This is a genomic window from Stenotrophomonas sp. 22DLJC03, assembly GCF_056861405.1.
This window is the reverse complement of record NZ_JBSPUG010000001.1, coordinates 105,609-126,928: the sequence shown is the minus strand read 5'-3', so window position 1 is coordinate 126,928 and position 21,320 is coordinate 105,609. Positions and strand designations below refer to the sequence as shown.

At 67.3% G+C, this 21,320-nt stretch carries 19 protein-coding genes; 6 read left to right on the top strand and 13 right to left on the bottom strand.

The window, feature by feature from the left end; all coding sequences use genetic code 11:
- Positions 1-11 precede the first annotated feature (11 nt).
- From AC13GA_RS00575 to AC13GA_RS00540, 8 genes are all read right to left on the bottom strand, one after another.
- Entirely contained in the window at positions 12-701 is a 690-nt protein-coding gene (locus AC13GA_RS00575) for a hypothetical protein (RefSeq protein ID WP_253077888.1), read from the bottom strand.
- Positions 702-835: 134 nt separating this feature from the next.
- Positions 836-1,936, bottom strand: coding sequence for a hypothetical protein (locus AC13GA_RS00570; RefSeq protein WP_136639237.1), 1,101 nt, complete (start codon positions 1,934-1,936; stop codon positions 836-838).
- Positions 1,927-3,123, bottom strand: a complete 1,197-nt coding sequence (locus AC13GA_RS00565) for a hypothetical protein (protein WP_136639236.1) — start codon at positions 3,121-3,123, stop codon at positions 1,927-1,929. Before AC13GA_RS00565 ends, AC13GA_RS00570 begins: the two co-directional genes overlap by 10 nt.
- Before the next feature lie 107 nt (positions 3,124-3,230).
- The gene (locus AC13GA_RS00560; protein WP_482997347.1) at positions 3,231-4,493 is read right to left on the bottom strand and encodes an RNA polymerase sigma factor; all 1,263 of its coding nucleotides are present in this window, start codon (positions 4,491-4,493) and stop codon (positions 3,231-3,233) included.
- Positions 4,494-4,538: 45 nt separating this feature from the next.
- Positions 4,539-4,895: a DUF1428 domain-containing protein gene (locus AC13GA_RS00555; RefSeq protein ID WP_032128771.1), complete on the bottom strand. Its 357-nt coding sequence runs from the start codon at positions 4,893-4,895 to the stop codon at positions 4,539-4,541.
- Between the two features lie 24 nt (positions 4,896-4,919).
- Positions 4,920-5,330 carry a VOC family protein gene (locus AC13GA_RS00550; protein ID WP_482997346.1) on the bottom strand — a complete coding sequence of 137 codons (411 nt, stop codon included), beginning with the start codon at positions 5,328-5,330 and terminating at the stop codon, positions 4,920-4,922.
- 34 nt (positions 5,331-5,364) lie between these two features.
- Positions 5,365-5,787, bottom strand: coding sequence for a VOC family protein (locus tag AC13GA_RS00545; protein ID WP_005407887.1), 423 nt, complete (start codon positions 5,785-5,787; stop codon positions 5,365-5,367).
- A gap of 68 nt (positions 5,788-5,855) precedes the next feature.
- Entirely contained in the window at positions 5,856-6,269 is a 414-nt protein-coding gene (locus tag AC13GA_RS00540; RefSeq protein ID WP_049424778.1) for a YciI family protein, read from the bottom strand.
- A gap of 295 nt (positions 6,270-6,564) precedes the next feature.
- Between AC13GA_RS00540 and AC13GA_RS00535 the strand changes: the two genes are divergently transcribed.
- The gene (locus AC13GA_RS00535; RefSeq protein WP_350259815.1) at positions 6,565-6,792 is read left to right on the top strand and encodes a hypothetical protein; all 228 of its coding nucleotides are present in this window, start codon (positions 6,565-6,567) and stop codon (positions 6,790-6,792) included.
- 208 nt (positions 6,793-7,000) lie between these two features.
- Positions 7,001-7,408: a YciI family protein gene (locus tag AC13GA_RS00530; RefSeq protein ID WP_049449291.1), complete on the top strand. Its 408-nt coding sequence runs from the start codon at positions 7,001-7,003 to the stop codon at positions 7,406-7,408.
- On the opposite strand, the gene AC13GA_RS00525 is transcribed toward AC13GA_RS00530, so the two are convergent.
- The gene (locus AC13GA_RS00525) at positions 7,386-9,467 is read right to left on the bottom strand and encodes a gluconolaconase (protein WP_482997345.1); all 2,082 of its coding nucleotides are present in this window, start codon (positions 9,465-9,467) and stop codon (positions 7,386-7,388) included. The two genes, AC13GA_RS00530 and AC13GA_RS00525, sit on opposite strands and share 23 nt — an antisense overlap.
- Positions 9,468-9,634: 167 nt before the next feature.
- Between AC13GA_RS00525 and AC13GA_RS00520 the strand changes: the two genes are divergently transcribed.
- The gene (locus AC13GA_RS00520; protein ID WP_482997344.1) at positions 9,635-11,155 is read left to right on the top strand and encodes a tetratricopeptide repeat protein; all 1,521 of its coding nucleotides are present in this window, start codon (positions 9,635-9,637) and stop codon (positions 11,153-11,155) included.
- Between the two features lie 94 nt (positions 11,156-11,249).
- Here AC13GA_RS00520 and AC13GA_RS00515 read toward each other — a convergent pair whose 3' ends face one another.
- Together AC13GA_RS00515 and cycA are read right to left on the bottom strand one after the other, a co-directional pair.
- Positions 11,250-12,026 carry a lytic transglycosylase domain-containing protein gene (locus AC13GA_RS00515; protein ID WP_426354499.1) on the bottom strand — a complete coding sequence of 259 codons (777 nt, stop codon included), beginning with the start codon at positions 12,024-12,026 and terminating at the stop codon, positions 11,250-11,252.
- 335 nt (positions 12,027-12,361) lie between these two features.
- Positions 12,362-13,735 carry a D-serine/D-alanine/glycine transporter gene (gene cycA / locus AC13GA_RS00510; protein WP_136639950.1) on the bottom strand — a complete coding sequence of 458 codons (1,374 nt, stop codon included), beginning with the start codon at positions 13,733-13,735 and terminating at the stop codon, positions 12,362-12,364.
- A gap of 229 nt (positions 13,736-13,964) precedes the next feature.
- Here cycA and AC13GA_RS00505 point away from each other — a divergent pair, with 229 nt between their 5' ends.
- A complete protein-coding gene (locus AC13GA_RS00505) occupies positions 13,965-15,581 on the top strand; it encodes an EAL domain-containing protein (RefSeq protein WP_295380931.1) in 1,617 nt (538 codons plus the stop codon).
- A 314-nt stretch (positions 15,582-15,895) separates the two neighbouring features.
- On the opposite strand, the gene AC13GA_RS00500 is transcribed toward AC13GA_RS00505, so the two are convergent.
- Both AC13GA_RS00500 and AC13GA_RS00495 read right to left on the bottom strand, forming a co-directional pair.
- On the bottom strand, positions 15,896-17,080 hold the full coding sequence (locus tag AC13GA_RS00500; protein ID WP_046984495.1) for an MFS transporter: 1,185 nt from the start codon (positions 17,078-17,080) through the stop codon (positions 15,896-15,898).
- Complete coding sequence (locus AC13GA_RS00495; protein ID WP_482997343.1) at positions 17,077-18,255, bottom strand: serine hydrolase domain-containing protein; 1,179 nt, start codon at positions 18,253-18,255, stop codon at positions 17,077-17,079. Before AC13GA_RS00495 ends, AC13GA_RS00500 begins: the two co-directional genes overlap by 4 nt.
- Positions 18,256-18,483: 228 nt before the next feature.
- On the opposite strand from AC13GA_RS00495, the gene AC13GA_RS00490 reads away from it, so the two are divergent.
- Both AC13GA_RS00490 and AC13GA_RS00485 read left to right on the top strand, forming a co-directional pair.
- Positions 18,484-19,383, top strand: a complete 900-nt coding sequence (locus tag AC13GA_RS00490; protein WP_046984493.1) for a LysR family transcriptional regulator — start codon at positions 18,484-18,486, stop codon at positions 19,381-19,383.
- A 240-nt stretch (positions 19,384-19,623) separates the two neighbouring features.
- Entirely contained in the window at positions 19,624-21,231 is a 1,608-nt protein-coding gene (locus tag AC13GA_RS00485; RefSeq protein WP_482997342.1) for an ABC-F family ATP-binding cassette domain-containing protein, read from the top strand.
- The last annotated feature ends 89 nt before the right edge of the window (positions 21,232-21,320 follow it).

The following is a 21,320-nucleotide window of genomic DNA, read 5'->3' as shown; positions in this document are numbered from 1 at the left end:
TTCGCCTCGGATCAGCCCATCTTGTCCAGCTGGCCCAGCATCGAGTCGGCGTTGGACGGCACCTTCACCTTGCTCTGCTTGGCGAAGGTCAGCGCCTGCTTCGACGAGCCGTACAGGCCCTTGATGAAGCCCGGCGATTCCTTGGCAACCCATGCACCGGCGGCCAGCTTGCGGCCGACGGTGGCCAGCTGGGTCGCGCCCAGGTTCTTCATGCCGGCCGCAAAGCCGCTGGCTTCGCCACCCAGCTTCTGCGCTTCAGCGGCTGAAGACAGCAGCGAGACCAGGCCTTCGGCGTAGTGCTGCTTGGACTCAGCGTTCAGTTCCGGCTGTGCGGCCTGGCGCTCATTGATCGCCGCCTGGGCGGCTTCGCTGACCGACACCGACTTCTTCATGGCATCGACGCTGACCGAACCGGACGACAGCGCCTGGCGCTCCGCTTCCAGCAGCTGCACCTGCTCGGCCAGGCCGAAGGCGCGGGCGAACGAGGTCTGGGCCTGCAGCGAGTGCGACTGCGAGCTGACGAAACGACGCACCAGCGCTTCCTGCGCGGCTTCGTCCGGAGCGGCGGCGCTGGAGGCGCTGCTGCTGGAGGTGCCGGTAGCGGCGCCGGCCAGGTCCTTCAGCTTGCCGAACTGGGCGTGGGCCGGCATCGACAGGGTCGCAGCCGCGATGGCCAGGGTGAGAGCAGTGGTACGGATCATGTGAGATTCCTTTGGGAGAGACGGCCGCACTGCGGCGCGCAAGAACGGGTATTGCAGCGGGTCAGTGCCGAGCAAGCGCGGCACCCACCAGAGCCGGTAGCGCCGGGCAATGCCCGGCGAGCGCAGCGGTAACGTCAACGAACCGCCTTGACGTTCAGCTCGTTGATCATCTGCTGGGCAGCCTTCTCGGCGGCCAGCTGCAGGGCATTGGTGCGGGCCACCGTTTCATTCGGACCGGTACCGGAGAACTGCACCGGACCCACCGACGACACGGTGCGCGGGAAGCGCCCGGTCACGTCCAGCACCTTGCCGGTGACGGTAACGAACACGCGGGTGTTGCCACTGGCCGGGTCGCGGTCGCGCATGCCGACGTCGAGGGTGCCGACGGCGATATACGGGATGTTGGCTGCACGGATGCCGTTGGCGGTGTCACGCAGGGTGGCTGCAGACAGATCGTTGCCGGTGCTGAAATCCTTGCGGATGCGCTCGATGCTGAGCAGGCCACGCGACTCGCCTTCCACGTATTCGGCTTCGACCACCTCGTAGCCGGCGGCGCTGAAGGCACCGGTCATCGCGGTGTTGACCTCGGCGGCATTGGCCACCTTCCAGCTGATGTTGTCGCTGCGCTGGGTGGTGCTGCCGCCGCTGGTGACCGACATCGACGCATTCTGGTTGATGCTGCCGTTGGTGCTGACCGAGTTGCCACGGAAGCTGTCGCCTTCACGGGTGTTCTCGTTGTAGCTGGAGCTGACGTCGGTGCGGCGGTATTCCTTGTCCTGGAACGACTGCACGGTGTCCTGCGAGCGTGCCATGAACAGGAAGGTCAACAGCGAGCGCTGCGCAGCGGTGGCGCCAGCAACGGCCGAGCCAGCATCCAGCTTGGTCTGCAGCAGGGTGGTATTGATCTCTGCGCGGACGGTGACGCTGTAGGTCTTGGCCTTCTTGTCTTCGGTGTCCGACAGCTGCACGGCGCTGAGCACGTAGCGGTCGATCTCGCCGATGAACTCGGCGCGACGGGCTTCGAACAGGCGCAGCTTGGCCGCACCGGTTTCAGCGATGTACGCCTCCAGCGCATTGACCTTGGCCTTGTTCATGGCCTGGGCGCGGGTGTCGGCACTCAGGCGCAGGCTGTAGCTGGCCGAACCGGTACCACGCGAGCTGGCGGTCTGCGCGGCGACCGGCGAGGCCACCGCCAGGGCGATGAGGAACAGCAGGATGGTACGCATCAACGACATGACTTGATCAACTCCTGGAGGGCTTGGGTCTGCTGCTGCAACGGGCGGCCGCCCGGCTTCTGCTCGTCCAGCCAGGCGCGCGAATCGGCACGCTTGGCGGCGGCGCCGGCGAAGGCATCAAAGCCGGCCAGCAGGGTTTCGTAGCTGGCCGACCACTGGTCAACCTGCCACTGCGTGACCGGCACCACCTTGGTGGCACCCTTGCGCAGCGGTTGTTCGAAATAGACCTTGCCGGAGAACGGCTCGGTCACCTTGGCGGTGAAGAAGGCGCCGAACAGCATCGTCTTCATCGCCGCGGTTTCTTCGATGACGCCGTTCTTCAGCGCATCGACCTGCACGTTGATGACGTAGTCCGGCTCGGGAATCTTCAGCTGGTAGACCTTGCCGTCGGCAAAGCGTGCAGCCATTGCACCACCGATCGCCTGGCCCGAGGCCGGCGGCAGCAGGCCGACACCGGTGTTGGACGACAGCGTCTTGGACAGTTCATGGGCCAGGGTGGCGCGCAGCGGCGCTTCCCACTTCGGGTCCGGCAACTTGGCCCGCACTGCATCGGACAGGGTCACACCGCCCACCTGCAGGCGGCGCACCGCAGCATCCGGCAGCTTGGCCTGGGCCAGGCTGGCCGCAAGGACCTGCGACAGGCTGGTGCTGGCGTTGCCATACAGCAGATCAGCGACGATCGCGTCGATATCGTCGCTGTCAGGACGGTAGTCCTGCACGTCGATGCGCTGCAGGGTGAGCGGATAGGAAGCGATCACCTGGCGCTCGCGGAAGTCGAAGAACAGCGCCTGCAGCGCCACCTCGACCAGCACCTTGTACTGGTTGCCGATCGGTTCGACCGACACCAGCTCCCGATCCAGTGCTGCGGCCAGCACGGTGGCGCTTGTGGTGCCGTCGAGCATCGCGACCGGCTGGTCGATCAACTCCAGGTGGGCCGGCGCACGGCGCTTGAGCGCCTGGACCAGGGTCTGGTTGAGTGGAATAAGGCCGCGCTTTTCCAGCACCGCGTGCGCATGCGGCGTGGTCGCCTGCACGGCGGCGGCATCGGCGGTATAGGCAAAACCGGCCCAGTAGGCCTGCTGCGATTTGTCTGCGGCCTGCACGGCCATCGGCCATACGGCCACGCACAGGGCACAGGCAAGCAGGCGCGCAAAAGCGCGCGATGCGCTCTTCGTCCTTGAATACATCCAACCGCTCCTCGGTCAATACGCACGGAAAGCAGACGCGCATGCGTCCACTGGGCGCGAAACATAACGGCTCGCGCGCCCGCCGACAAGTGCTGCCTTCGTCGGGGTCACTCCACGGGGGGCAGACCGGCCCTTTGCCGCAGCAGTCCGCGCTCTGCCTGGTTCTGGCTGAGTCTGGCGGCTTCCGCAAAAGCGTGACGTGCGTCGTGCTCGCGCCCCAACGACTGTAGTACCTCGCCACGCACCACCTGCAACGGTGCGTAATCGCGCAGGCGCGCATCGTCCAGCAACGGCTGCAACTGTGCCCATGCAGCGAAGGCACCTTCGCAGCGCAGCACCGCCACTACCCGGTTCAATGCGACAACCGGCGAAGGCTGCACCTGCAGCAACTGTGTATAAAGCGAGACGATACGCGGCCAGTCAGTGGCTTCGGCGTGGCGCGAAGCCGCATGGCATGCCGCGATGCGTGCCTGCAGCACATAGGGATCATCGCCACCACCGGCTGCCAGCGCGCGTGCCAGTACCTGCTGCCCGCGCCCGATCTGCAGCCAATCCCAGCGCGCACGGTTCTGCTGGTCCAGCAGCACCGGCGCGCCGTGCGCATCGGTCCGTGCTGCGGCACGCGAGGCCTGCAGCTCCATCAGCGCCAGCAGGCCCAGCACCGGCGGCACCGGCAGCCGGTGCGCCAGGATGCGCGCAAGCCGCAGTGCCTCCTCGCACAGCGCCGGACGCATCCAGTCGTCACCGGCACTGGCCGCATAGCCTTCGTTGAACACCAGGTAGATCGCCTCCAGCACCGACCCCAGCCGCTCGGGCATCGCCTCCGCGCGCGGCACTTCATAGGGCACCTGCTTCTGCGCCAGCGTGCGCTTGGCACGAACGATGCGCTGCGCAATGGTCGGCTCGGGCTGCAGGAACGCGCGCGCGATCTCCACGGTGGTCAGGCCACCAAGCAGGCGCAGGGTCAACGCCACCCGTGCGTCAGCCGGCAACACCGGATGGCAGGCCACGAACATCAGCCGCAGCAGGTCGTCACCCAGATCATCTTCCAGCGCCTGGCTGTCATCCGGTGCCGGCAAGGGTACCGGATGCAGCTCCTCGCCCCATTGCGCATGCTGCTGCGCCACCCGCTGGTGCTGGCGCAGCACATCAATGGCACGGTTGCGCGCAGTGGTCATCAGCCAGGCTCCGGGGTTGTCCGGGATGCCCTGCTCCGGCCAGCGCTCCAGCGCGGCCAGCCAGGTGTCCTGGGCCAGCTCCTCGGCGCGGCCGACATCGCCCGCGAGCAGCCGCGCCAGGCGCGCGATCAACACCGGCGATTCCATCCGCCAGAGGGTTTCCAGACGCTGCGTCAGTGCGGGCTCGAGCATGCGCCGATCACAGCACGCACGCCGGGCCCGCACAAGCGCCGCAGCTCACGCTTCAACAATCGGCTTGAAGCCGCCCCAGAACATGCGCTTGGTATCGAACGGCATGTCCTTCGGGCCCAGCGATGCCAGCCGCGGGTCCGCCATTACTTTCGCGTTGATACGGTCGCGCGCCGCGCGCGAACGGAACACCACGAAGGCGACGATCACCGTTTCGCCAGGTTTGGCCTTGACCGCACGCGGAAACGACGTGCTCTTTCCCGGTTCCACATCGTCAGCCACGCATTCCATGTACTGCAGCGCTCCATGGTCCTTCCACACCGCACCGGCCTTGCGGGCAAGGCGGCGGTAGGCCGCCACCTTGTCCTGTGGGCACGGCAGCACGTAAGCATCCACGTAAGCCATGAGGGTTCTCCCTTGCGGCGGCCGTCAGCCCGGCTCGCCGTCCATGTGTGCGATTTCCCAGAGATGGCCGTCCAGGTCCTGGAAGCCGCGCTGGTACATGAAGCCGTAGTCGCGCGCCGGCTGCGGTTCGCTGGCACCGGCCTTGAGTGCCTTGTCCACCATCACGTCCACCGCCTTGCGGCTGTCGGCCGACAGGCAGGTGATCACCTCGGTGTGGCTGTGCGCATCGGCAATCGCCTTGTTGGTGAACTGCCCGAAGAACGGCTGGGTCAGCAGCATCACGAAGATGCTCTCGCTGACGACCATGCAGGCCGCATCGTCGTTGGTGAAGGTCGGGTTGAAGCTGTAGCCCAGTGCGGCGAAGAAGGCCTTGGACGCGTTCAGATCCTGCACGGGCAGGTTGACGAAGATCATCTGCGGTTGCGGTGCACTCATCGGTGAAGCTCCTTGTGGATGAAAGAGGCAGGAATCACGGCTGCTTCATGCAGTTGACCATCCACGGCTTGCCATAGCGATCGATCAGCATGCCCCAGCGATGCGCCCAGAACGTTTCAGCGATCGGCATCTGCACCTGGCCACCTTCGGCCAGCGCCGCGAACACGCGTTCGGCTTCTTCGATGCTGTCGACGTCGACATTGATGGTGGTCGAACCACCCTCGCCACCACCGGGACCGTCGGCCGCCATCACGATGGCACTGCCGATTTCCAGCTGGCTGTGCGCGACGTGGTCCAGGGTTTCCGGCGGCATCTCGTTGCAGCCCGGCGAGCCATCGGAGGGCGGCATGTCGCGGTACTTCATTTCCGAGGTGACCTGGCCACCGAGTGCCTTGGCATAGAACGCCATCGCCTCATGGGCCTGGCCGCTGAAGCCGAGGAAGGGAATCAATTTCATGGCAATGCTCCGTCGTGGGTTTCAGGGTGGTAGCGCCGGGCCATGCCCGGCGGGGGAAATGAATCGGGTCAACCTTCCAGCTGCGCACGCAGACGCTGTTCCTGCTGCTGTAATTCGGGGGTGAAGGCCTCGCCGAAATCCTCGGCGGAGATCAGCGGGCGCAGCTCCAGCGTGCCGCCACTGTTGAACGGCGCGCGGCTGGCCCACTCGACGGCCTCATCCAGCGAACGCACGTCCCACAGCCAGAAGCCGGCGATCTGCTCGCTGGCGGGGCCAAACGGACCGGCCTCGACCTTGGGCGCGCCACTGCCGAAATGAATGCGGCGACCGCGCTGGGTGGCGTGCAGGCCTTCACCGGCCAGCATGATGCCGGCGGCCACCAGTTGTTCGTTGAAGGCGCCCATTTCGGACAGTTCCTGTTCGCTGGGCATGCGGCCGGCTTCGGAGTCGGCGTTGGCCTTCACGATCACCATCACTTTCATTGCGGTCTCCCGTGGGGACGCGTGGTGCGTGCCCTTCACTGGGTACAACGAACCAGGGGGCTGGAAATCGACACGTCCTCTAAAACTTGTTTCTTCCGTGGAAAGCGCGCCTTCGGCGGGAGTCGGCGAACGGCGGAGCCCCTCCGTGGTGGGGTTGGGTTGGTCGCTGAAAAGCTCGGGTTCATGGGTTTGGCTGGGTGGGTAGGCGGGTCGGGGGACGCCGTAAACCCGTCCCTGGGGGCTTGGCCGCGGCATCCATGCCGCGGACACCCCCGCCCCGCCTACCCAAGCGGCCTTGGACAAGTTCCTGTCTCCGTTCCACCACGGGAAGATCAAGAAAAAAAGCAAAAGCAAAAGCAAAAGCAACAGCAACGGCGGTTGGCTGGCGGCCTCGGCTTTGCGAGCGAAGCGACCCGCTTTCGCTCTTGTTGTTGATTTCCCGTGGTGGTTCGGCGACCGGAATCTGTCAGGGGTCGGGCGGGTGGGATTGGCGGGGTATCCGCGCCATGGATGGCGCGGCTAAGCCTCCAGGGACGGATTCACGGCGTCCCCGCCAATCCCACCCGCCCGACCCACCCTCTGAAACCCAGCTTTCAGCGACCAACCCAACCCCACCACGGAGGGGCTCCGCCGTTCGCCGATCGCCCGCCGCAGGCGGCTTTTCGCGCTGCAGCATGCCCGCAGGCAAACCTGCGCCATCATGGACACCCCGCCCCCGCCAGGACCGTGCCATGCAGCAGTACCTGCTTCTGATCTACATCGAGCCTGCCCTGCTCCAGGCCCTGCCCACCGAAGAATTCAACGCGCTGATGCGTGACTGCCTGGCCCACGCAGACAAGCTGCAGGCCGAAGGCACGCTGCTTGCCGCGCAGAAGCTGCAGCCGGTCGACACCGCGCAGACCCTGCGCGTGCGCGATGGCCACAGCCGTGTATTGGATGGCCCGTTCGCCGAAACCCGCGAACTGCTGGCCGGTTTCAACCTGATCGTCGCCCGCGACCGCGACGAAGCCATGCGCGTCGCCCGCGACTTCCCGTGGGCGCGCTTCGGCAGCATCGAAGTGCGGCCGCTGGAAGACATGGACGCCGAGCGCGAACGCTGCGGCGCCCCGGCTGCGGCTATGGCAGCAGCCGTACTCTGATCTCGCGCGGACCCACGCCTTCGTTGCCGCTGTAGTCGCGCACGCTGGCGCGCACGGTGTACTCGCCCGGTGGCAATGCCGCCGGCTGCCAGCGCCCGGTTTCCATCAGGCCATCACGCACGGTGTTGGTGGCCAGGTAGCGGAAGCGGGTTACCGCACTGCCATGCACGGTGATGCCGCTGTCCGGCGCATAGGCCACGCGCACCGCTTCGTTCTGCGGCGGCATGCGGTTGAACACGATGTTCCAGCGCGGCTGCTCATAGCCCTGCAGCGGCTGTCCGCCGGCATCGAGGATCTGGTAGCCCACCTGGTACATGCCCAGCCGGCGCCGCGACAGGTTGTTGTCAACCTGGTCCCACGCCTCGACCACGATCTGCACGCCACGTCCCTGCCGCGCCAGCATCACCACGCCGTCGCTGCCCGCCGCCAGCGGCTGGTCGTTGTCGTCCAGCAGCGCGACATCGGTGATGCGCGGTGCGAAGTGGTCGGCGTAGTTATGGAAGCCCAGCGCCACGGCGTTGGTTTCGAAGCCGCCGGTGCCCACCGCCAGGTGCACGTGCGCCTGGTTGTTGATGCTGCCCAGGCGATCGCCGACGTGGATGCGCGTGCCGCGACGCACGCGCATCCGCTCCAGCTTGCCCTGTTCGTCGTACAACGCCTGCCAGCGCGCATCGAACGGCTGGTCGCGCGGGGTGCGGCCGACCCGCATGTGGATGTACTTGAGGCGGTCCACTGCCAGGCCCTCGGCCTGCCCCCCCAGGCTCCACGCCGCTACCGGGCTGCTGATCTTGCCATCGGCGATCGCCAACACGGTCTGGCCGACATCGCCGCGCACATCGAAACCGCCGTGCAGGTGGTGGCGGCTCTCGCCCTTGAAGTTGCCGCGCACCTCGCCCAGCGTGCCGACCACTTCATGCCAGCCGTCCTGCGGTGCCAATGGCCAGCGACCACCGGTGTCCGGCAACGCTGCATCGGCAGCGGGCCCGACCAGCGCCGGTGCCGGCAAATCACCCACTGGCAGCGGGCGCAGGCGGTGCAGGCGATAGCTGGCGGAATCGGCGACCAGCACACTGCCGTCGGCATCCATCGCCAGACCGCTGGGCCGGGCCAGGCGCGGCAGGCGGCCGTTGCCCACCAGTGCGATCTGGTGGCCCTGCGGTGTTACCTGCACGATGCGGCCATCAAGGTCACCCACGTAGAGCACGCCGTCGTGCGTGGTGGCCAGCGACAGCGGCCCATTGATCACGCCGCCATCGCCCAGCAGCGTGCTGACCGTGCCATCGGCACCGACGCGACGCACCGCGTTGTTGAACAGGTCGGCCACCAGCAGCGCGCCATGGGCATCGAAGGCCAGCGCCACCGGCGTATCGAAGCGCGCCGCGACGCCCAGGCCATCGGCCAACCCCGGGCGCTCGCCGCCGGCCAGGGTACGCACGTTGCCGTCGGTACCGATCATCCGGATGCGGTCGTTGAAGGTGTCGGCCACATAGACCTGGCCCTGCGCGTCCACCGCGATGCCCATCGGTGCATCGAAGCGCGCTTGCGCGGCCGGCCCATCGGCGTAACCCTGCTCGCCACCGGCCAGCGTGGTCACCTGGCCATCGGTGCCGATACGGCGGATCGCGTGGTTACCGGTGTCGGCTACGTACAGGTTGCCCTGCGCATCGGCGGCGATGCCCGAGGGCGTATTGAAACTGGCCTGCAGTGCAGGGCCGTCGATGCGCCCCTCGCCCTGCCCGGCCACGGTCTCGATGCGGCCATCCGGCAGGCGGCGGCGGATGCGGTTGTTGTCGCCGGCATCGGTGAAGTAGATGCTGCCGTCGGCACTGCGCAGCAACGCATGGGGATCGGCGAAGCGGGCCTGCGCGGACGCACCATCGCGGTCACCGGGATGACCATCGCCGGCCAGCATCTCGATCTGTGCGGTCCAGGCCAGCGGCGTGGGCGCCGGGCCTGCCGGTTCAGCCAAGGTCTGCAGCGGTGAATCCCACCAGGTCGCGGCCAATGCCACCGCCGTTGCCAACGCGACCCCCGCCGCCATCCATTGCCACCGTGCCATCGTGCTGCGTTGCCTCTGCCTGCAATCTGAAGAGGCACCGACGATAGACGCTGCGCGCGCGATCCGCCATGGCCAAACGTACTCCTGATCGCCAGAGTTCCATCCATCGCGCTTGTCCTCGCTGGCTGCAGCAGGTTCAATGCTCTTCCCACGGATGGAGAATCTCCATGCCCCGCCTTCTCCCCCTCACTGCCCTGCTGCTCGCCGCCCTGTCGGTTGCCCCTGCCTCCGCCTCCATCGCGGTGGCGCCACAGAAGCCGTCCGTCACCAGCGACGCGGTGCATACGGCCTATGCCACCCGTTGGGACGAAGCGATCCAGCAGTCACGCAGCGGCAATACGCTGGGCGCGTTGATCGCCATGGAACAGCTGATGGAAGATCCGCTGCTGGATGATTTCGATGCCGAGCATCGTGGTCGCGCCGCGCAGGTAGCGGGCTGGACCGCATTGATGCAGAAGAAGCCGGCACAGGCCCGGCGCTATCTGCAGCAGGCGCAGGAATCGTTGCCGGACGATGCACAGATCCTGCTGACCCTGGTGTCGTTGGAACTTTCCGAAAACCAGCCGGCTCCGGCTACCCGGTACCTGGTGCAGGCACTGAAGCACGCCGAGGGCCCGCTGCCGATCGAGCGCCAGCCGATCAATTACCTGCAGTACCGCCTGCGCGACCAGCCACAGCGACGCATGGAACTGCTGCAGGCACTGTTCGACAACGGCTGGAAAGGCGGTGGCGTGGAGCCGACCGGGCTGTGGCTGGCGTTGGCCACGCTGCAGGCCGACAACGGTCGCGGCGACGGCATCCCGGCCACGCTGGCACGCATCAATGGCCCGGCCGAAATCATCCGCCTGCGCAGTGACAAGCGCTTCGATCGCTATGTCGACCGCGGCGATGCACGCTTCGATCCGGTGCAGGCCGCACAGAAGCATCTCGATGAGCTGCGCGTGTCCGGCCTGCTCGACCGCGCCCTGGACGCGCGCATGGCAGAGTTCAGCAATACGCTGCTGATGCTCGACCGCAACGAGGAAGTCCTGGCCCTGACCGATGGCATGGCCCGCGCAGCGGCCGAAGGTGAATCCCCGTCGGCGGCCGAAGCCGAATGGGTCGCGTGGCTGCTCAACAGCCGGTTCACCGCGCTGCGTCGGTTGGGACGCACCGACGACGCGCTGGCCACCGCGAAGCTGGCTGCGCGCATCGGTGCGCTGGGCCCGGATGGCGCCGAGCACCAGTTCAACGTCGGCTTCGTGCTCAGCTCGCTGGGCCGCCTGCAGGACGCCACCGCAGCGGTGAATGACATGCCGGGCCTCGGCGGCTACGGCAAGGCAGCACAGGCGTTGCTGCAGTTTGCCGCCGCGCGCGAACGTGGCGATGCCAAGGCAATGGACGTCGCTCGCGCGGCGATCCTCGCCGAGGGCGATGACGCCCGCCTGTTCCATCGCGAAATGCTGCTGGACGAGGGCAATCTGGATGGCGCGGCCGCCGTGCTGATCGAACAACTGCGCTCCCCCGTCGAGCGTGGCGAAACACTGGCCAGCCTGCAGGACATGCGTACCTATCCGTCGCTGCCGGGTGACGTGAAGATCGATGCGGCCTGGCGTGCGCTGAAGCAGCGCGCCGACGTGCAGGCAGAAATCACCCGCGTCGGCCGCGTCGAACGCTACGAACTGGTCGGCAGCGCGACCTCACGCTGAGCAGACGCCCTGTAGAGCGGAGCCCATGCTCGGCTGCCGGCACCATGAGCCGAGCATGGGCCCGGCTCTACACGACACATCCAGCACCGCCAGCCTATCGCGCGGGCACTTCGGTACGGATGCCCATCGCTTCACGGTAGCGCGCATACAGGGCCATCACCTTGTCCACATAGGCCAGGGTCTCGGCATAGGGCGGCACGCCCTTGTAGCGGGTGACCGCTCCGATGCCGGCGTTGTAGGCGGCGGCGGCCAGTGGCCGATCACCGTTGTAGCGGCGCAGCAGCGCGCGCATGTAGCGGGCGCCGCCATCGATCGACTGCTGCGGCGAGAACGGATCGCTCACCCCGTACTCCTGCGCGGTATCCGGCATCAGCTGCATCACGCCCTGTGCGCCCTTGGTCGAGACCGCCAGCGCGTCGAAATTGCTTTCGGCGTGGGCGATCGCGCGCAACCATGCGTCATCCACGCCGGTGGCCTTGGCAGCGGCCTTGAACTGCTTGGCATGCTGCGCCAGCTGCGGCTTGCCGACCTTGCCCAGGCCTTCGTGCGCGGGCTCGCCCGGCGGCGTGGCCACGGTGAACTTCAGGAACACCCGCGAACCGGGCAGGTTGCGGGTGGAATAGACCAGCGCGCCGTCCTGCTCGCGTTCGTACAGCACGCCACTGAACACGCCCATGTTGCCCCACAGGTTCGGGGCCTGGACAGCGTTGTCGTCGATCTCCTTCGGCGTGCAGCGCGAGCCGGGTTCGGGAGCAGTGGCCAGGCTGACGGTGTTGCCCTGCACGCAGCGGTAGACCGTGCGCGCGGCGGCCAGCCTGGGCCACAGGCTGGGCAGCAGCAACAGCGCGAGCAGGAGGGGGTGGCGGGACATGGCGGCCGGATAATCCGGCCGCGCCCGCTAACACCGAGTGAATGGGGGATTTGGCAGGGCTGCGCCCTGCACCTGCGGTAGTGCCGGCCGCTGGCCGGCAACCTCAACAGCAACGGCAACTGCCGATTTCCTGCTGGGAGGCGGGGTGGGTCCGCTGGCGGGAGACGCCGTAAACCCATCCCTGGGGGCTTGGCCGCGGCATCCATGCCGCGGAGACTCCCGCCAGCGGACCCACCCCGCCTTCGATAGTTCCCTGCGGCTGACAGTAGATCCACGCCATGCGTGGATGAAACGTCTGGAGACGATGGATCAATCGATGGAACGAAGACGTTGGATCACTTCGCGGTCCTCCGACGCACCCAGTACCCCACACCCAGCAGCACGAACCACGCCGGGCTAGCGATCAGGGCCTGGCGGGTGTCGGCCTGCAGGCTCAGCAGTACCAGCACGCCTGCGAAGAACACCAGGCAGGCCCAGCACATCGCAACGCCACCGGGCATCTTGAAGATCGAGGCGGCGTGGCGCTCCGGGTAGCGGCGACGGTAGACCATGTAGGCCACCAGGATCAGCGACCAGACGAAGATGAAGAGCACCGTCGCCAGCGTGGTGACCAGGGTGAAGGCGGTCACCAGGTTGGGGATCAGGTAGATCAGCAGCGTGCCGCCGAGCAGGCACAGGCAGGAGAACAGCAGGCCACGGGCGGGCACTGCGGCGCGTGACAATTTCGACAACCCGCGCGGCGCGTGGCCTTCCTCGGCCAGGCCGTACAGCATGCGGCTGGTGGAGAAGATGCCGCTGTTGGCCGAAGACGTGGCCGAGGTCAGCACCACGAAGTTGATCAGGCTGGCCGCGGCGGGGATGCCGGCCAGCACGAACAGCTGCACGAACGGGCTCTTGTCCGGCACCACCTGGCGCCACGGGGTGACCGCCATGATCGCGATCAGCGCCAGCACGTAGAAAATAATGATGCGCACCGGGATCGAGTTGATCGCCTTGGGCAGGTTGCGCTCGGGGTTGGCGGTCTCGGCGGCGGTGGTGCCAACCAGCTCGATGCCGACGAAGGCGAACACCGCGATCTGGAAACCAGCAAAGAAGCCGACCAGGCCCATCGGGAACATGCCGCCGTCATTCCACAGGTTGGACAGCGCGGCGGTATGGCCGCTGGGCGAAGTGAAGCCCCACGCCACCAGGCCCGCACCGGTGATGATCAGCGCACAGATCGCCACGATCTTGATCAGCGCGAACCAGAATTCCATTTCGCCGAACAGCTTCACCGTCACCAGGTTCAGTGCCAGCAACAGCATCACGCAGGCCAGTGCCGGTATCCAGGCCTCCAGTCCCGGGAACCAGAACTGTGCATAGGCAGCAATGGCGATCACATCGGCGATGGCGGTGACGATCCAGCAGAACCAGTAGGTCCATCCGCAGAAGAAGCCGGCCCAGGGACCTAGCAGGTCGGTGGAAAAGTCGATGAAGGATTTGTACTGCAGGTTGGACAGCAGCAGCTCGCCCATCGCGCGCATCACGAAGAACAGCATCGCGCCGATGATCAGGTAGACGAAGACGATGGACGGGCCGGCCAGGCTGATGGTCTTGCCCGAGCCCATGAACAGGCCGGTGCCGATGGCACCGCCGATGGCGATCAGCTGCAGGTGGCGGTTGGACAGGCTGCGGCGCAGGTGCTCGGGGGGCGTTGCGGGCTCGGTCATGGGCGTGGACTGGGGCGGGCGAAGCGTTCGACGTTAGTCCTCCCCGGCCAGGAGCGCCAGCGCCGGATGGCCCGATTACGTCAATGGCGGTCGCTTTCACCACATTGTGACCGAATACCGGATTCGTCCCATTCCGCCCGGCCCGGCGCCATGCTCAGATAGCCGCACCTGCCCAAGGACCGGCCCTGACCATGCGCCCTGACCTGCCTGCCCCGCCGGAGCTCCAGCCATGAGCCGCCTGCGCATCATCATTGGTGGCACCGCGCTGGCGCTGCTGGCCGCGGCTGTGCCGATCGCGGTGATGGCCTATGCCACCTGGGACCGTGCGGTCAGTGTCGAGCAGCAGCGCCTGCGCGACATCGCCGGCCGCGCCCTGCGCCGTTCCGACCAGTCCTACCATGACGCGCTGGCCGCGCTGAAGTCGGCGGAGGCAGGCGTCCACGTGCCGTGCAGCCCGGACCATATCCGGCGCATGCAGACCCTGGTGATGACCACGCCGTCGATCGACCAGATGGGCTATTTCGAAGGCGGCACGCTGCGCTGCACGTCGTGGGGCCCGTTCCTGGCCGATGTGAAGCAGCCCAAGGCCGATCATGTGACCAGCGAAGGGGCCGGCATCGCGGTGGACGTGCGCCCCGAAACCAGCGGGCGCCGCCAGGTGCTGTCGATCCTGTACGGCGCCTACGACGTGCTGGTCGACCCGCGCCGTTTCGTCGATGTCATCGCCGACCCCAACGTGCGCCTGGCCCTGGCCAGCCCGGACGGCCGCCTGCTGGCCAAGCAGGACGGCATGGATCCGGCGCTGCTGGAGACCCTGCTGCGCAACCCGGGCGAAGGGCTTGACCGCAACACCCTCTACGCCACCGCCCGCAATGGCGAATGGCTGGCGATCGCCACCACGCCACGCACGGCACTGGCCGCCACCTTCCGCCAGCAGGCATGGCTGTACGTGCCGCTCGGGTTGCTGATGGCTGCCGTGGGTGCCGGCCTGGTGATCTGGCTGTCGCGCCGCCGGCTGTCGCTGCGCGGCGAACTGGCCACCGCGATCCGCCGCCGCGAGCTGTACCTGCACTACCAGCCGATCATCGAACTGGATACCGGCATCTGCGTGGGCGCCGAAGCATTGATTCGATGGCAGCGTCAGGATGGCACCCAGGTCCGCCCCGACCTGTTCATTCCCCTGGCCGAAGAGACCGGCATGATCGGCGCGATCACCGACCTGGTGATCGAGAACGTGGTGCGCGACATGCGCGAGCTGCTGGTGGCCGACCGCAGCGCGCACATCGCGATCAATCTCGCCGCCGAGGACATCAGCAGTGGTCGTGCATTGAAGTTGATCGCCAAGCACATGGCCGGCAGCGGCATCCTGCCGCAGCAGATCTGGATGGAAGCGACCGAGCACGGCTTCCTCGACCTGGACCGCGCACGCACGATGCTGGCGCAGGCACGCCGGGCCGGCCACAGCGTGGCGATCGATGACTTCGGCGTGGGCTTTTCCAGCCTGCAGTACCTGGAGCAGCTGCCACTGGATGCACTGAAGATCGACAAGTCGTTCATCGATGCGATCGGCACCGAGAGTGCGACCAGTCCGGTCACGCCGCACATCATCGACATGGCCAAGGAGCTGGGCCTGTGGGTGGTCGCCGAGGGCGTGGAGACCGAGGCACAGTTGGCGTATCTGCATACCCGGAAGGTCGAGTTCGCGCAGGGTTGGCTGTTCTCGCGGCCGCTGCCACGGGATGAGTTCGTGGTGTTCCATCAGAAGCGGCAGCAGCGCTATGGCGCGGCGCGGGAGCACATGCAGAACCCGCGGAGTGTGCCGATCGAGCGTGAGGGGATCGAGTAGGACGGCCAACGGCGGAGCCCCTCGTGGTGGGTCGCGTACGGCTATCCCGGGGTTGGCCGGGACGGTCGGGTTCGCGGGGGACGCCGTAAACCCGTCCATGGGGGCTTGGCCGCGGCATCCATGCCGCAGACACCCCCGCGAACCCGACCGCCCCGGCCTCTGACAGGTTCCGGCGGCGTCCCACCACGGAATCAACAGAAGAAAGCAAAAGCAAACGCGGGTCGCTGCGCTCGGTGGATCCACGCGATGCGTGGATGACGTGGACCACGGTAGTGCCGGCCGCTGGCCGGTACCGCGTCATCACTGATCAACAGCTACGCCCAGGCCTTCGGCCGTGCCAGCAGCCACGCCACGGTCACCGCCAGCAATAGCAACGGCAGCCAGCCCAGCTGGCTCGGGCCGCTGGCCTGCAACAGCACGCCGCCGGCGACGCCACCGCCGGCAATCGCCAGGTTCCAGCCGGTCACCAGCATCGACTGCGCCAGATCCGCGGCAGCACCCGCGCGACGTGCCAGTGCGGTCTGGAACAGGGTTGGCACGGCGCCGAACGCCACGCCCCACAGGATCGTCGCCAGCAGCAGCGCCGTTGCCTGTCCCGGCCATAGCAGCAGGGCCAGCACCGGCAGCAGGAAGCCGATCACCGCCGCCCACACCAGCGCACGCAAGTGGCGATCCACGCCCCAACCGGCAATGCCGATACCGACGATGGCAGCCACACCGAAGGCCAGCAGCAGGCGGTCCAGCCATGGACCGGCACCGGCGTCCACCGCCAGCGGTTCGATGTAGGTGTACAGCACGTTGTGCGCCAGCACGTACAGCACCATCACCGCCAGCGCGCTGCGTACGCCGGGCATGCGCCACACCGTGCCCAGTGACATGCGCTGGCCGGCACCGGCAGACGGCAACGCCGGCAGTGTCCAGCGCGCGTACGCCAGCAGCCCGACACCCAGCACGCTCATCAACGCGAACGCCCAGCGCCAGCCGATCTGCTGGCCCAGCAACGTGCCCGCCGGTACGCCCAGCGACAGCGCCAGCGGTGAACCGACCATCGCCACTGCAATCGCGCGGCCCTGCAGTGACGGCACCACCATGCGAGCGGCGTAGCCGGCCACCAGCGACCACAGCAGGCCACCACAGACGCCAGCAAGGAAGCGCGCGGCGAGGATCAGCGGATAGCTGCTGCTCACGGCGGTCAGCGTGTTGACCACCACGAAGCCGGCAATGGCGGCCAGCAACAAGGGGCGTCGTGGCAGGCGCTGGGTCAACGCGGTCATCGGCAGTGCGGCCATCACCGATCCCAGCGCATACACGCTGACCAGCTGGCCCACCGCGGCATCACTCACACCCAGGCTCTCGCCCATTGGCCGCAATACACCGGCGGGCAGGGTCTCGGTCAGCAGGGTGATGAAGCCGCCACCCGCAAGCGCCAGCAGGCCGGCCCACGGCAGGCGTGTAGCTTCGCCGGCAGGACTCGCCGCATCAATGGCATGGCCGCTCATCGCGCAGCCTCCAGATCGGCATAGACGGCGTCACGCAGTTCATCGACGAAGGCGCCATCCATGCCTTCGTACAGGGTGTTGGTCAGCGCCACCACGCTCAGCCCGCGCGCGGGATCAACGAACCAGCTGTGGCCGTAGGCACCGCCCCAGCGCCAGCTGCCTTCGCTTTGTGGCGTGCCACTGGCGGCGGCATCGCGCAGCACCGCAAATCCCAGCCCGAAGCCCCAGCCGGCCGGCTCCGGCGGCCCCTGCTCGCCCACCTGCGGAGTGGCCATCTCCGCCACCAGCGCGGGCGGCAACAGATTCGAGGCCTGTACGTCGCGCAGTGCTTCCAGCACCGCCATCACCTCGTCGGCGCTGCCAATCAGTCCAGCACCGGCCGAGGGGTAACGACTGGCATCGGTAGCACGGGCGAGGCTGTACTCGATGCCGACCGTATCCTCGAACGGTGCGACCACCTCGCCTTCCTGCAGGCGATGCGGCTGCGGTGCGTCACTCACATACGGCGTGGCCAGCCGCGCCACGTCGGTGGTCGCGAATGCAGTGTCAGCCAGCCCCAGTGGTGCGGCCAGCAGGCGCGCGTAAAGGGATTGCAGGGTTTCACCGGTCGCGGCTTCGGCCACGGCACCTGCCACATCCACGCCCAGCGAGTACATCCATTGGCTGCCTGGTGCGAACAACAGCGGCGCCTGCGCGATGCGATGCACGTTGTCGGTCAGCGTCAGCGGATTCGCATCCATGCCATCGCTGACGCCGGCCCGTGCGTACGGGCCATCCGCATCGGCTTCGAGGAAGCGGTAACCCAGCCCGCTGCTGTGGCTGAGCAGTTGGCGCAGGCTGATCGGCGGCGTGCTGCCATCGGCCAGCGCCGGACGGAAGTCCGGCAACCAGCGCTGTACCGGCGCATCCAGGTCCAGCACACCTTCGGCCACCAGGCGCAGGATCACCGTGGTCAGCAGCGGCTTGCTCACCGATGCCAGCCGGAACAGCTGGTCGCGGCGCATCACCGTGGCCGACTCGCGATCAGCCAGGCCGGTGGCGCTGGCATGACGCAGCACGCCGTGCTCGCGCACCAGCACCACCGCGCCGACCAGGCGTTGTGGGTGGACCTGCTGCAGCAACCGCTGTACCGACGGCAGGGCCGGCGCGCGGTCAAGGGAAAGGGCAGCGTTCATCGCGGTGATCCGTGGGGAGAGGCCGCCACGTTAGGCAGCACGCCCCCGTGCAAAAAGCCGGTTGCCGCTCCGGGCATCATGGACCGTGCAGTCCGCAATCGGCATGATGGCCGGAACTGCAAGGCCGCAACGGTCGCCGCGCCGCCCCGCACCACAGTGTTGCGGTAGCGGTGCCTTCCCACGTGATCGCAGCCACCTACCCTGCCGCTTTCATTCCCCCACACGCCCATGTCAGTCCTGGACAACCTCGCCAATCTGCAGACTTTCGTGCACGCCGCCGACACCCGCAGCTTCGTCGAGACCGGACGCCTGCAGGGCATTTCGGCCTCGGCCGCCGGCAAGTGCGTTGCGCGGTTGGAGCACGCACTGGGCGTGCGCCTGTTCCACCGCAGCACGCGCAGCATCACCCTCACCGCCGAGGGCCAGCTGTTCCTGGCGCGCTGCCGGCGCATCCTCGACGAGCGCGATGCCGCGCGCACCGAACTGGCGCAGCCGCATGCCGCACCGAGCGGCACGCTGCGCATCGGCCTGCCGCTGGTGGGTGATCTCACCCTGCCGCTGATGGCCGAGTTCATGGCCGCCTACCCGGACATCCGTCTGGACCTGGATTTCAGCGACCGGCTGGTCGATGTCATCGAGGAAGGCTTCGACGCCGTGCTGCGCGTCGGCGAACCCAGCGACTCACGCATGAACGCCCGACGCCTTGGCGTGTTCCCGCGCCGCATCGTTGCCTCACCGGCGTACCTGCAGCGCCGCGGCGTTCCGCGTGCGCCGGCCGACCTGCTCCAACACACCCTGCTGCACTACCGCTTCCCCAGCACCGGCAAGCTGGAGCTGTGGCCGATCCAGTGGCCCGGCAATGAAGCCCCGCAGGAACTGCCCGTGCACATGGTGGCCAACACCATCGAAGCGCGCGTGGCACTGGCACTGCGCGATATCGGACTGGCCTTCGTTCCAGTGCACTCGGTACGCGATGCGCTGGCCGATGGTCGCCTGGTCACCGTGCTGGACGAGCATGTGCATTCCTGCGGCATCTTCCACCTGCTGTGGCCGTCTGGCCGCCATGTGCTGCCGAAGCTGCGGGTGTTCATCGATTTCGTCAGCGAACGCCTGGAAACCGTGCCGTAGGCCGGTAGATCCGCGCTCGATGGCCGTGCCACGTAGAGTCGAGCTTGCTCGACTGCTCCTCAAAAGCAGTCGAGCAAGCTCGGCTCTACAATTCGCATGCCCTGCGGGCGGTATAATCTCCCCTCATTCCTCCCAGAGGCTCGCGACCAATGCGCCATTGATGCCGCCGTCTTCCCAACAGACGGCCTGACTCTTCCCGCCCCTGCGCGCAGGGGAGATCCCGGCATCCATGGAGGTCGCATGACCCCGCATTCCCTCACGCTCGATCGCGTGTCGTATCGATTGGCCGACGGCCGTCCGCTGTTTTCCGATCTGACGTTTTCCTTCGAACCGGTTGCTACCGGCCTGGTCGGTGCCAATGGCGCCGGCAAGAGCGTGCTCGCACGCCTGCTGGCCGGGCGGCTGTCGCCCGACAGTGGCCAGGTGCGTGGCAGTGGCCGCGTGTTCCTGTTGCCCACACCGGGCTATCCACCAGCCGGCACCGTGGGTGAGTTGGCCGGTGTGGGTGAAGCGCTGTCGGCGCTCGCACGCATCGAAGCCGGCAGCATCGATGAGACCGACTTCGCCTGCGTAGGCGACCGTTGGGACCTGCGCGAACGCCTGCAGCAGCAGTGGCGGGCGCTGGGCTTGCCCGATGATCTCGATCACGCCCAGCCTGCTGCGCGCCTCAGTGGCGGCCAGGCAATGCAGGTGGCGCTGTCCGGCGCGTGGGCCAGCGGTGCCGACTGGCTGATCCTGGACGAACCCAGCAACCACCTCGATGCCCGTCATCGCCAGCAACTGTACGAGCAGTTGCAGCAGTGGCGCGGCGGCCTGCTGGCAATCAGCCATGATCGCGAGCTGCTGGGCCGCATGCAGCAGATTGTCGAGCTCGATGCGCGTGGCCTACATCGCTATGGCGGCGCGTGGCAGCACTATGCCGAAGTGCGCGCCGCCGAACGCGAAGCCGCCGCCACCCAGCTCGACCATGCCCGCGCCCAGCACCGACAGCAGCAACGCAGCGCGCGCGAACAGCACGAACGCCAACAGCAACGCCAGGCACGTGGCAACCGAGATGCAAAGCAGGCCAACCAGGCACCGATCCTGCTCGGCCGGCAGAAGCAGCGTGCCGAAGCCAGCCTTGGTCGCGCGCAGCAGGTGCAGTCAGAACGCCTGCAGGCCAGTGCAGAGCAGCTGCGTGCAGCGGCATCCGCGGTTCACACCGCGCCGGAACTGGCGCTGTTTGCCGGTGCGGGGGAACGTGGCAGCACGCGCCTGCTGCAGGCCGAGGCCTTGGTGCTGCCGCATGGCTGCAGTGCCCCGTTGCAGCTGGAGATCCGTCGCGGCCAGCGCATCGCCGTGGTCGGTGACAACGGCAGTGGCAAATCCACCCTGCTGCGTGTGCTGGCCGGCCAGCTGCGAGCGCGCGATGGCACGGTGCAACGCCACGCGCCACTGGCGCTGCTTGACCAGCAACTGCTGGGATTGTCCGGCGAGCACAGCATCCTCGATAGCGTACAGGCCGCCAATCCGGGGGCGGACCCGGGCGAACTGCGCACTCGGCTCGCACTACTGGGTCTGGACGCACAGCGCATCCAGCGCCCCGCCAGCAGCCTCAGCGATGGCGAACGGGTGAAAGGCGCACTGGCCAGCGTGTTGTACGCCGATCCCGCGCCGCAGCTGTTGCTGCTGGACGAGCCCGGCAATGCACTGGACCTAAGCGCATTGCAGGCACTGGAAGAACTGCTGGCGGCATGGCCGGGTGCCTTGATGATGGTCAGCCACGACCTGCATCTGCTGCAGGCATTGCGGCCGACGCAGATATTGCAGGTCACCGCCAACAGCTGGCAATGGCGCGACAGTCTGTAGAGTCGAGCCATGCTCGACTCCGCCATGCATCCATCCACGCATGACGTATCGACCAGGGGTAGTGCCGGCCGCTGGCCGGCAACCCATGG

What these genes read in the sequence shown, in the direction of transcription:
- AC13GA_RS00575 (WP_253077888.1), bottom strand. Translation starts at nt 701, where the DNA reads ATGATCCGTACCACTGCTCTCACCCTGGCCATCGCGGCTGCGACCCTG.
- AC13GA_RS00570 (WP_136639237.1), bottom strand. Translation starts at nt 1,936, where the DNA reads ATGTCGTTGATGCGTACCATCCTGCTGTTCCTCATCGCCCTGGCGGTG.
- AC13GA_RS00565 (WP_136639236.1), bottom strand. Translation starts at nt 3,123, where the DNA reads ATGTATTCAAGGACGAAGAGCGCATCGCGCGCTTTTGCGCGCCTGCTT.
- AC13GA_RS00560 (WP_482997347.1), bottom strand. Translation starts at nt 4,493, where the DNA reads ATGCTCGAGCCCGCACTGACGCAGCGTCTGGAAACCCTCTGGCGGATG.
- AC13GA_RS00555 (WP_032128771.1), bottom strand. Translation starts at nt 4,895, where the DNA reads ATGGCTTACGTGGATGCTTACGTGCTGCCGTGCCCACAGGACAAGGTG.
- AC13GA_RS00550 (WP_482997346.1), bottom strand. Translation starts at nt 5,330, where the DNA reads ATGAGTGCACCGCAACCGCAGATGATCTTCGTCAACCTGCCCGTGCAG.
- AC13GA_RS00545 (WP_005407887.1), bottom strand. Translation starts at nt 5,787, where the DNA reads ATGAAATTGATTCCCTTCCTCGGCTTCAGCGGCCAGGCCCATGAGGCG.
- AC13GA_RS00540 (WP_049424778.1), bottom strand. Translation starts at nt 6,269, where the DNA reads ATGAAAGTGATGGTGATCGTGAAGGCCAACGCCGACTCCGAAGCCGGC.
- AC13GA_RS00530 (WP_049449291.1), top strand. Translation starts at nt 7,001, where the DNA reads ATGCAGCAGTACCTGCTTCTGATCTACATCGAGCCTGCCCTGCTCCAG.
- AC13GA_RS00525 (WP_482997345.1), bottom strand. Translation starts at nt 9,467, where the DNA reads ATGGCACGGTGGCAATGGATGGCGGCGGGGGTCGCGTTGGCAACGGCG.
- AC13GA_RS00520 (WP_482997344.1), top strand. Translation starts at nt 9,635, where the DNA reads ATGCCCCGCCTTCTCCCCCTCACTGCCCTGCTGCTCGCCGCCCTGTCG.
- AC13GA_RS00515 (WP_426354499.1), bottom strand. Translation starts at nt 12,026, where the DNA reads ATGTCCCGCCACCCCCTCCTGCTCGCGCTGTTGCTGCTGCCCAGCCTG.
- cycA (WP_136639950.1), bottom strand. Translation starts at nt 13,735, where the DNA reads ATGACCGAGCCCGCAACGCCCCCCGAGCACCTGCGCCGCAGCCTGTCC.
- AC13GA_RS00505 (WP_295380931.1), top strand. Translation starts at nt 13,965, where the DNA reads ATGAGCCGCCTGCGCATCATCATTGGTGGCACCGCGCTGGCGCTGCTG.
- AC13GA_RS00500 (WP_046984495.1), bottom strand. Translation starts at nt 17,080, where the DNA reads ATGAGCGGCCATGCCATTGATGCGGCGAGTCCTGCCGGCGAAGCTACA.
- AC13GA_RS00495 (WP_482997343.1), bottom strand. Translation starts at nt 18,255, where the DNA reads ATGAACGCTGCCCTTTCCCTTGACCGCGCGCCGGCCCTGCCGTCGGTA.
- AC13GA_RS00490 (WP_046984493.1), top strand. Translation starts at nt 18,484, where the DNA reads ATGTCAGTCCTGGACAACCTCGCCAATCTGCAGACTTTCGTGCACGCC.
- AC13GA_RS00485 (WP_482997342.1), top strand. Translation starts at nt 19,624, where the DNA reads ATGACCCCGCATTCCCTCACGCTCGATCGCGTGTCGTATCGATTGGCC.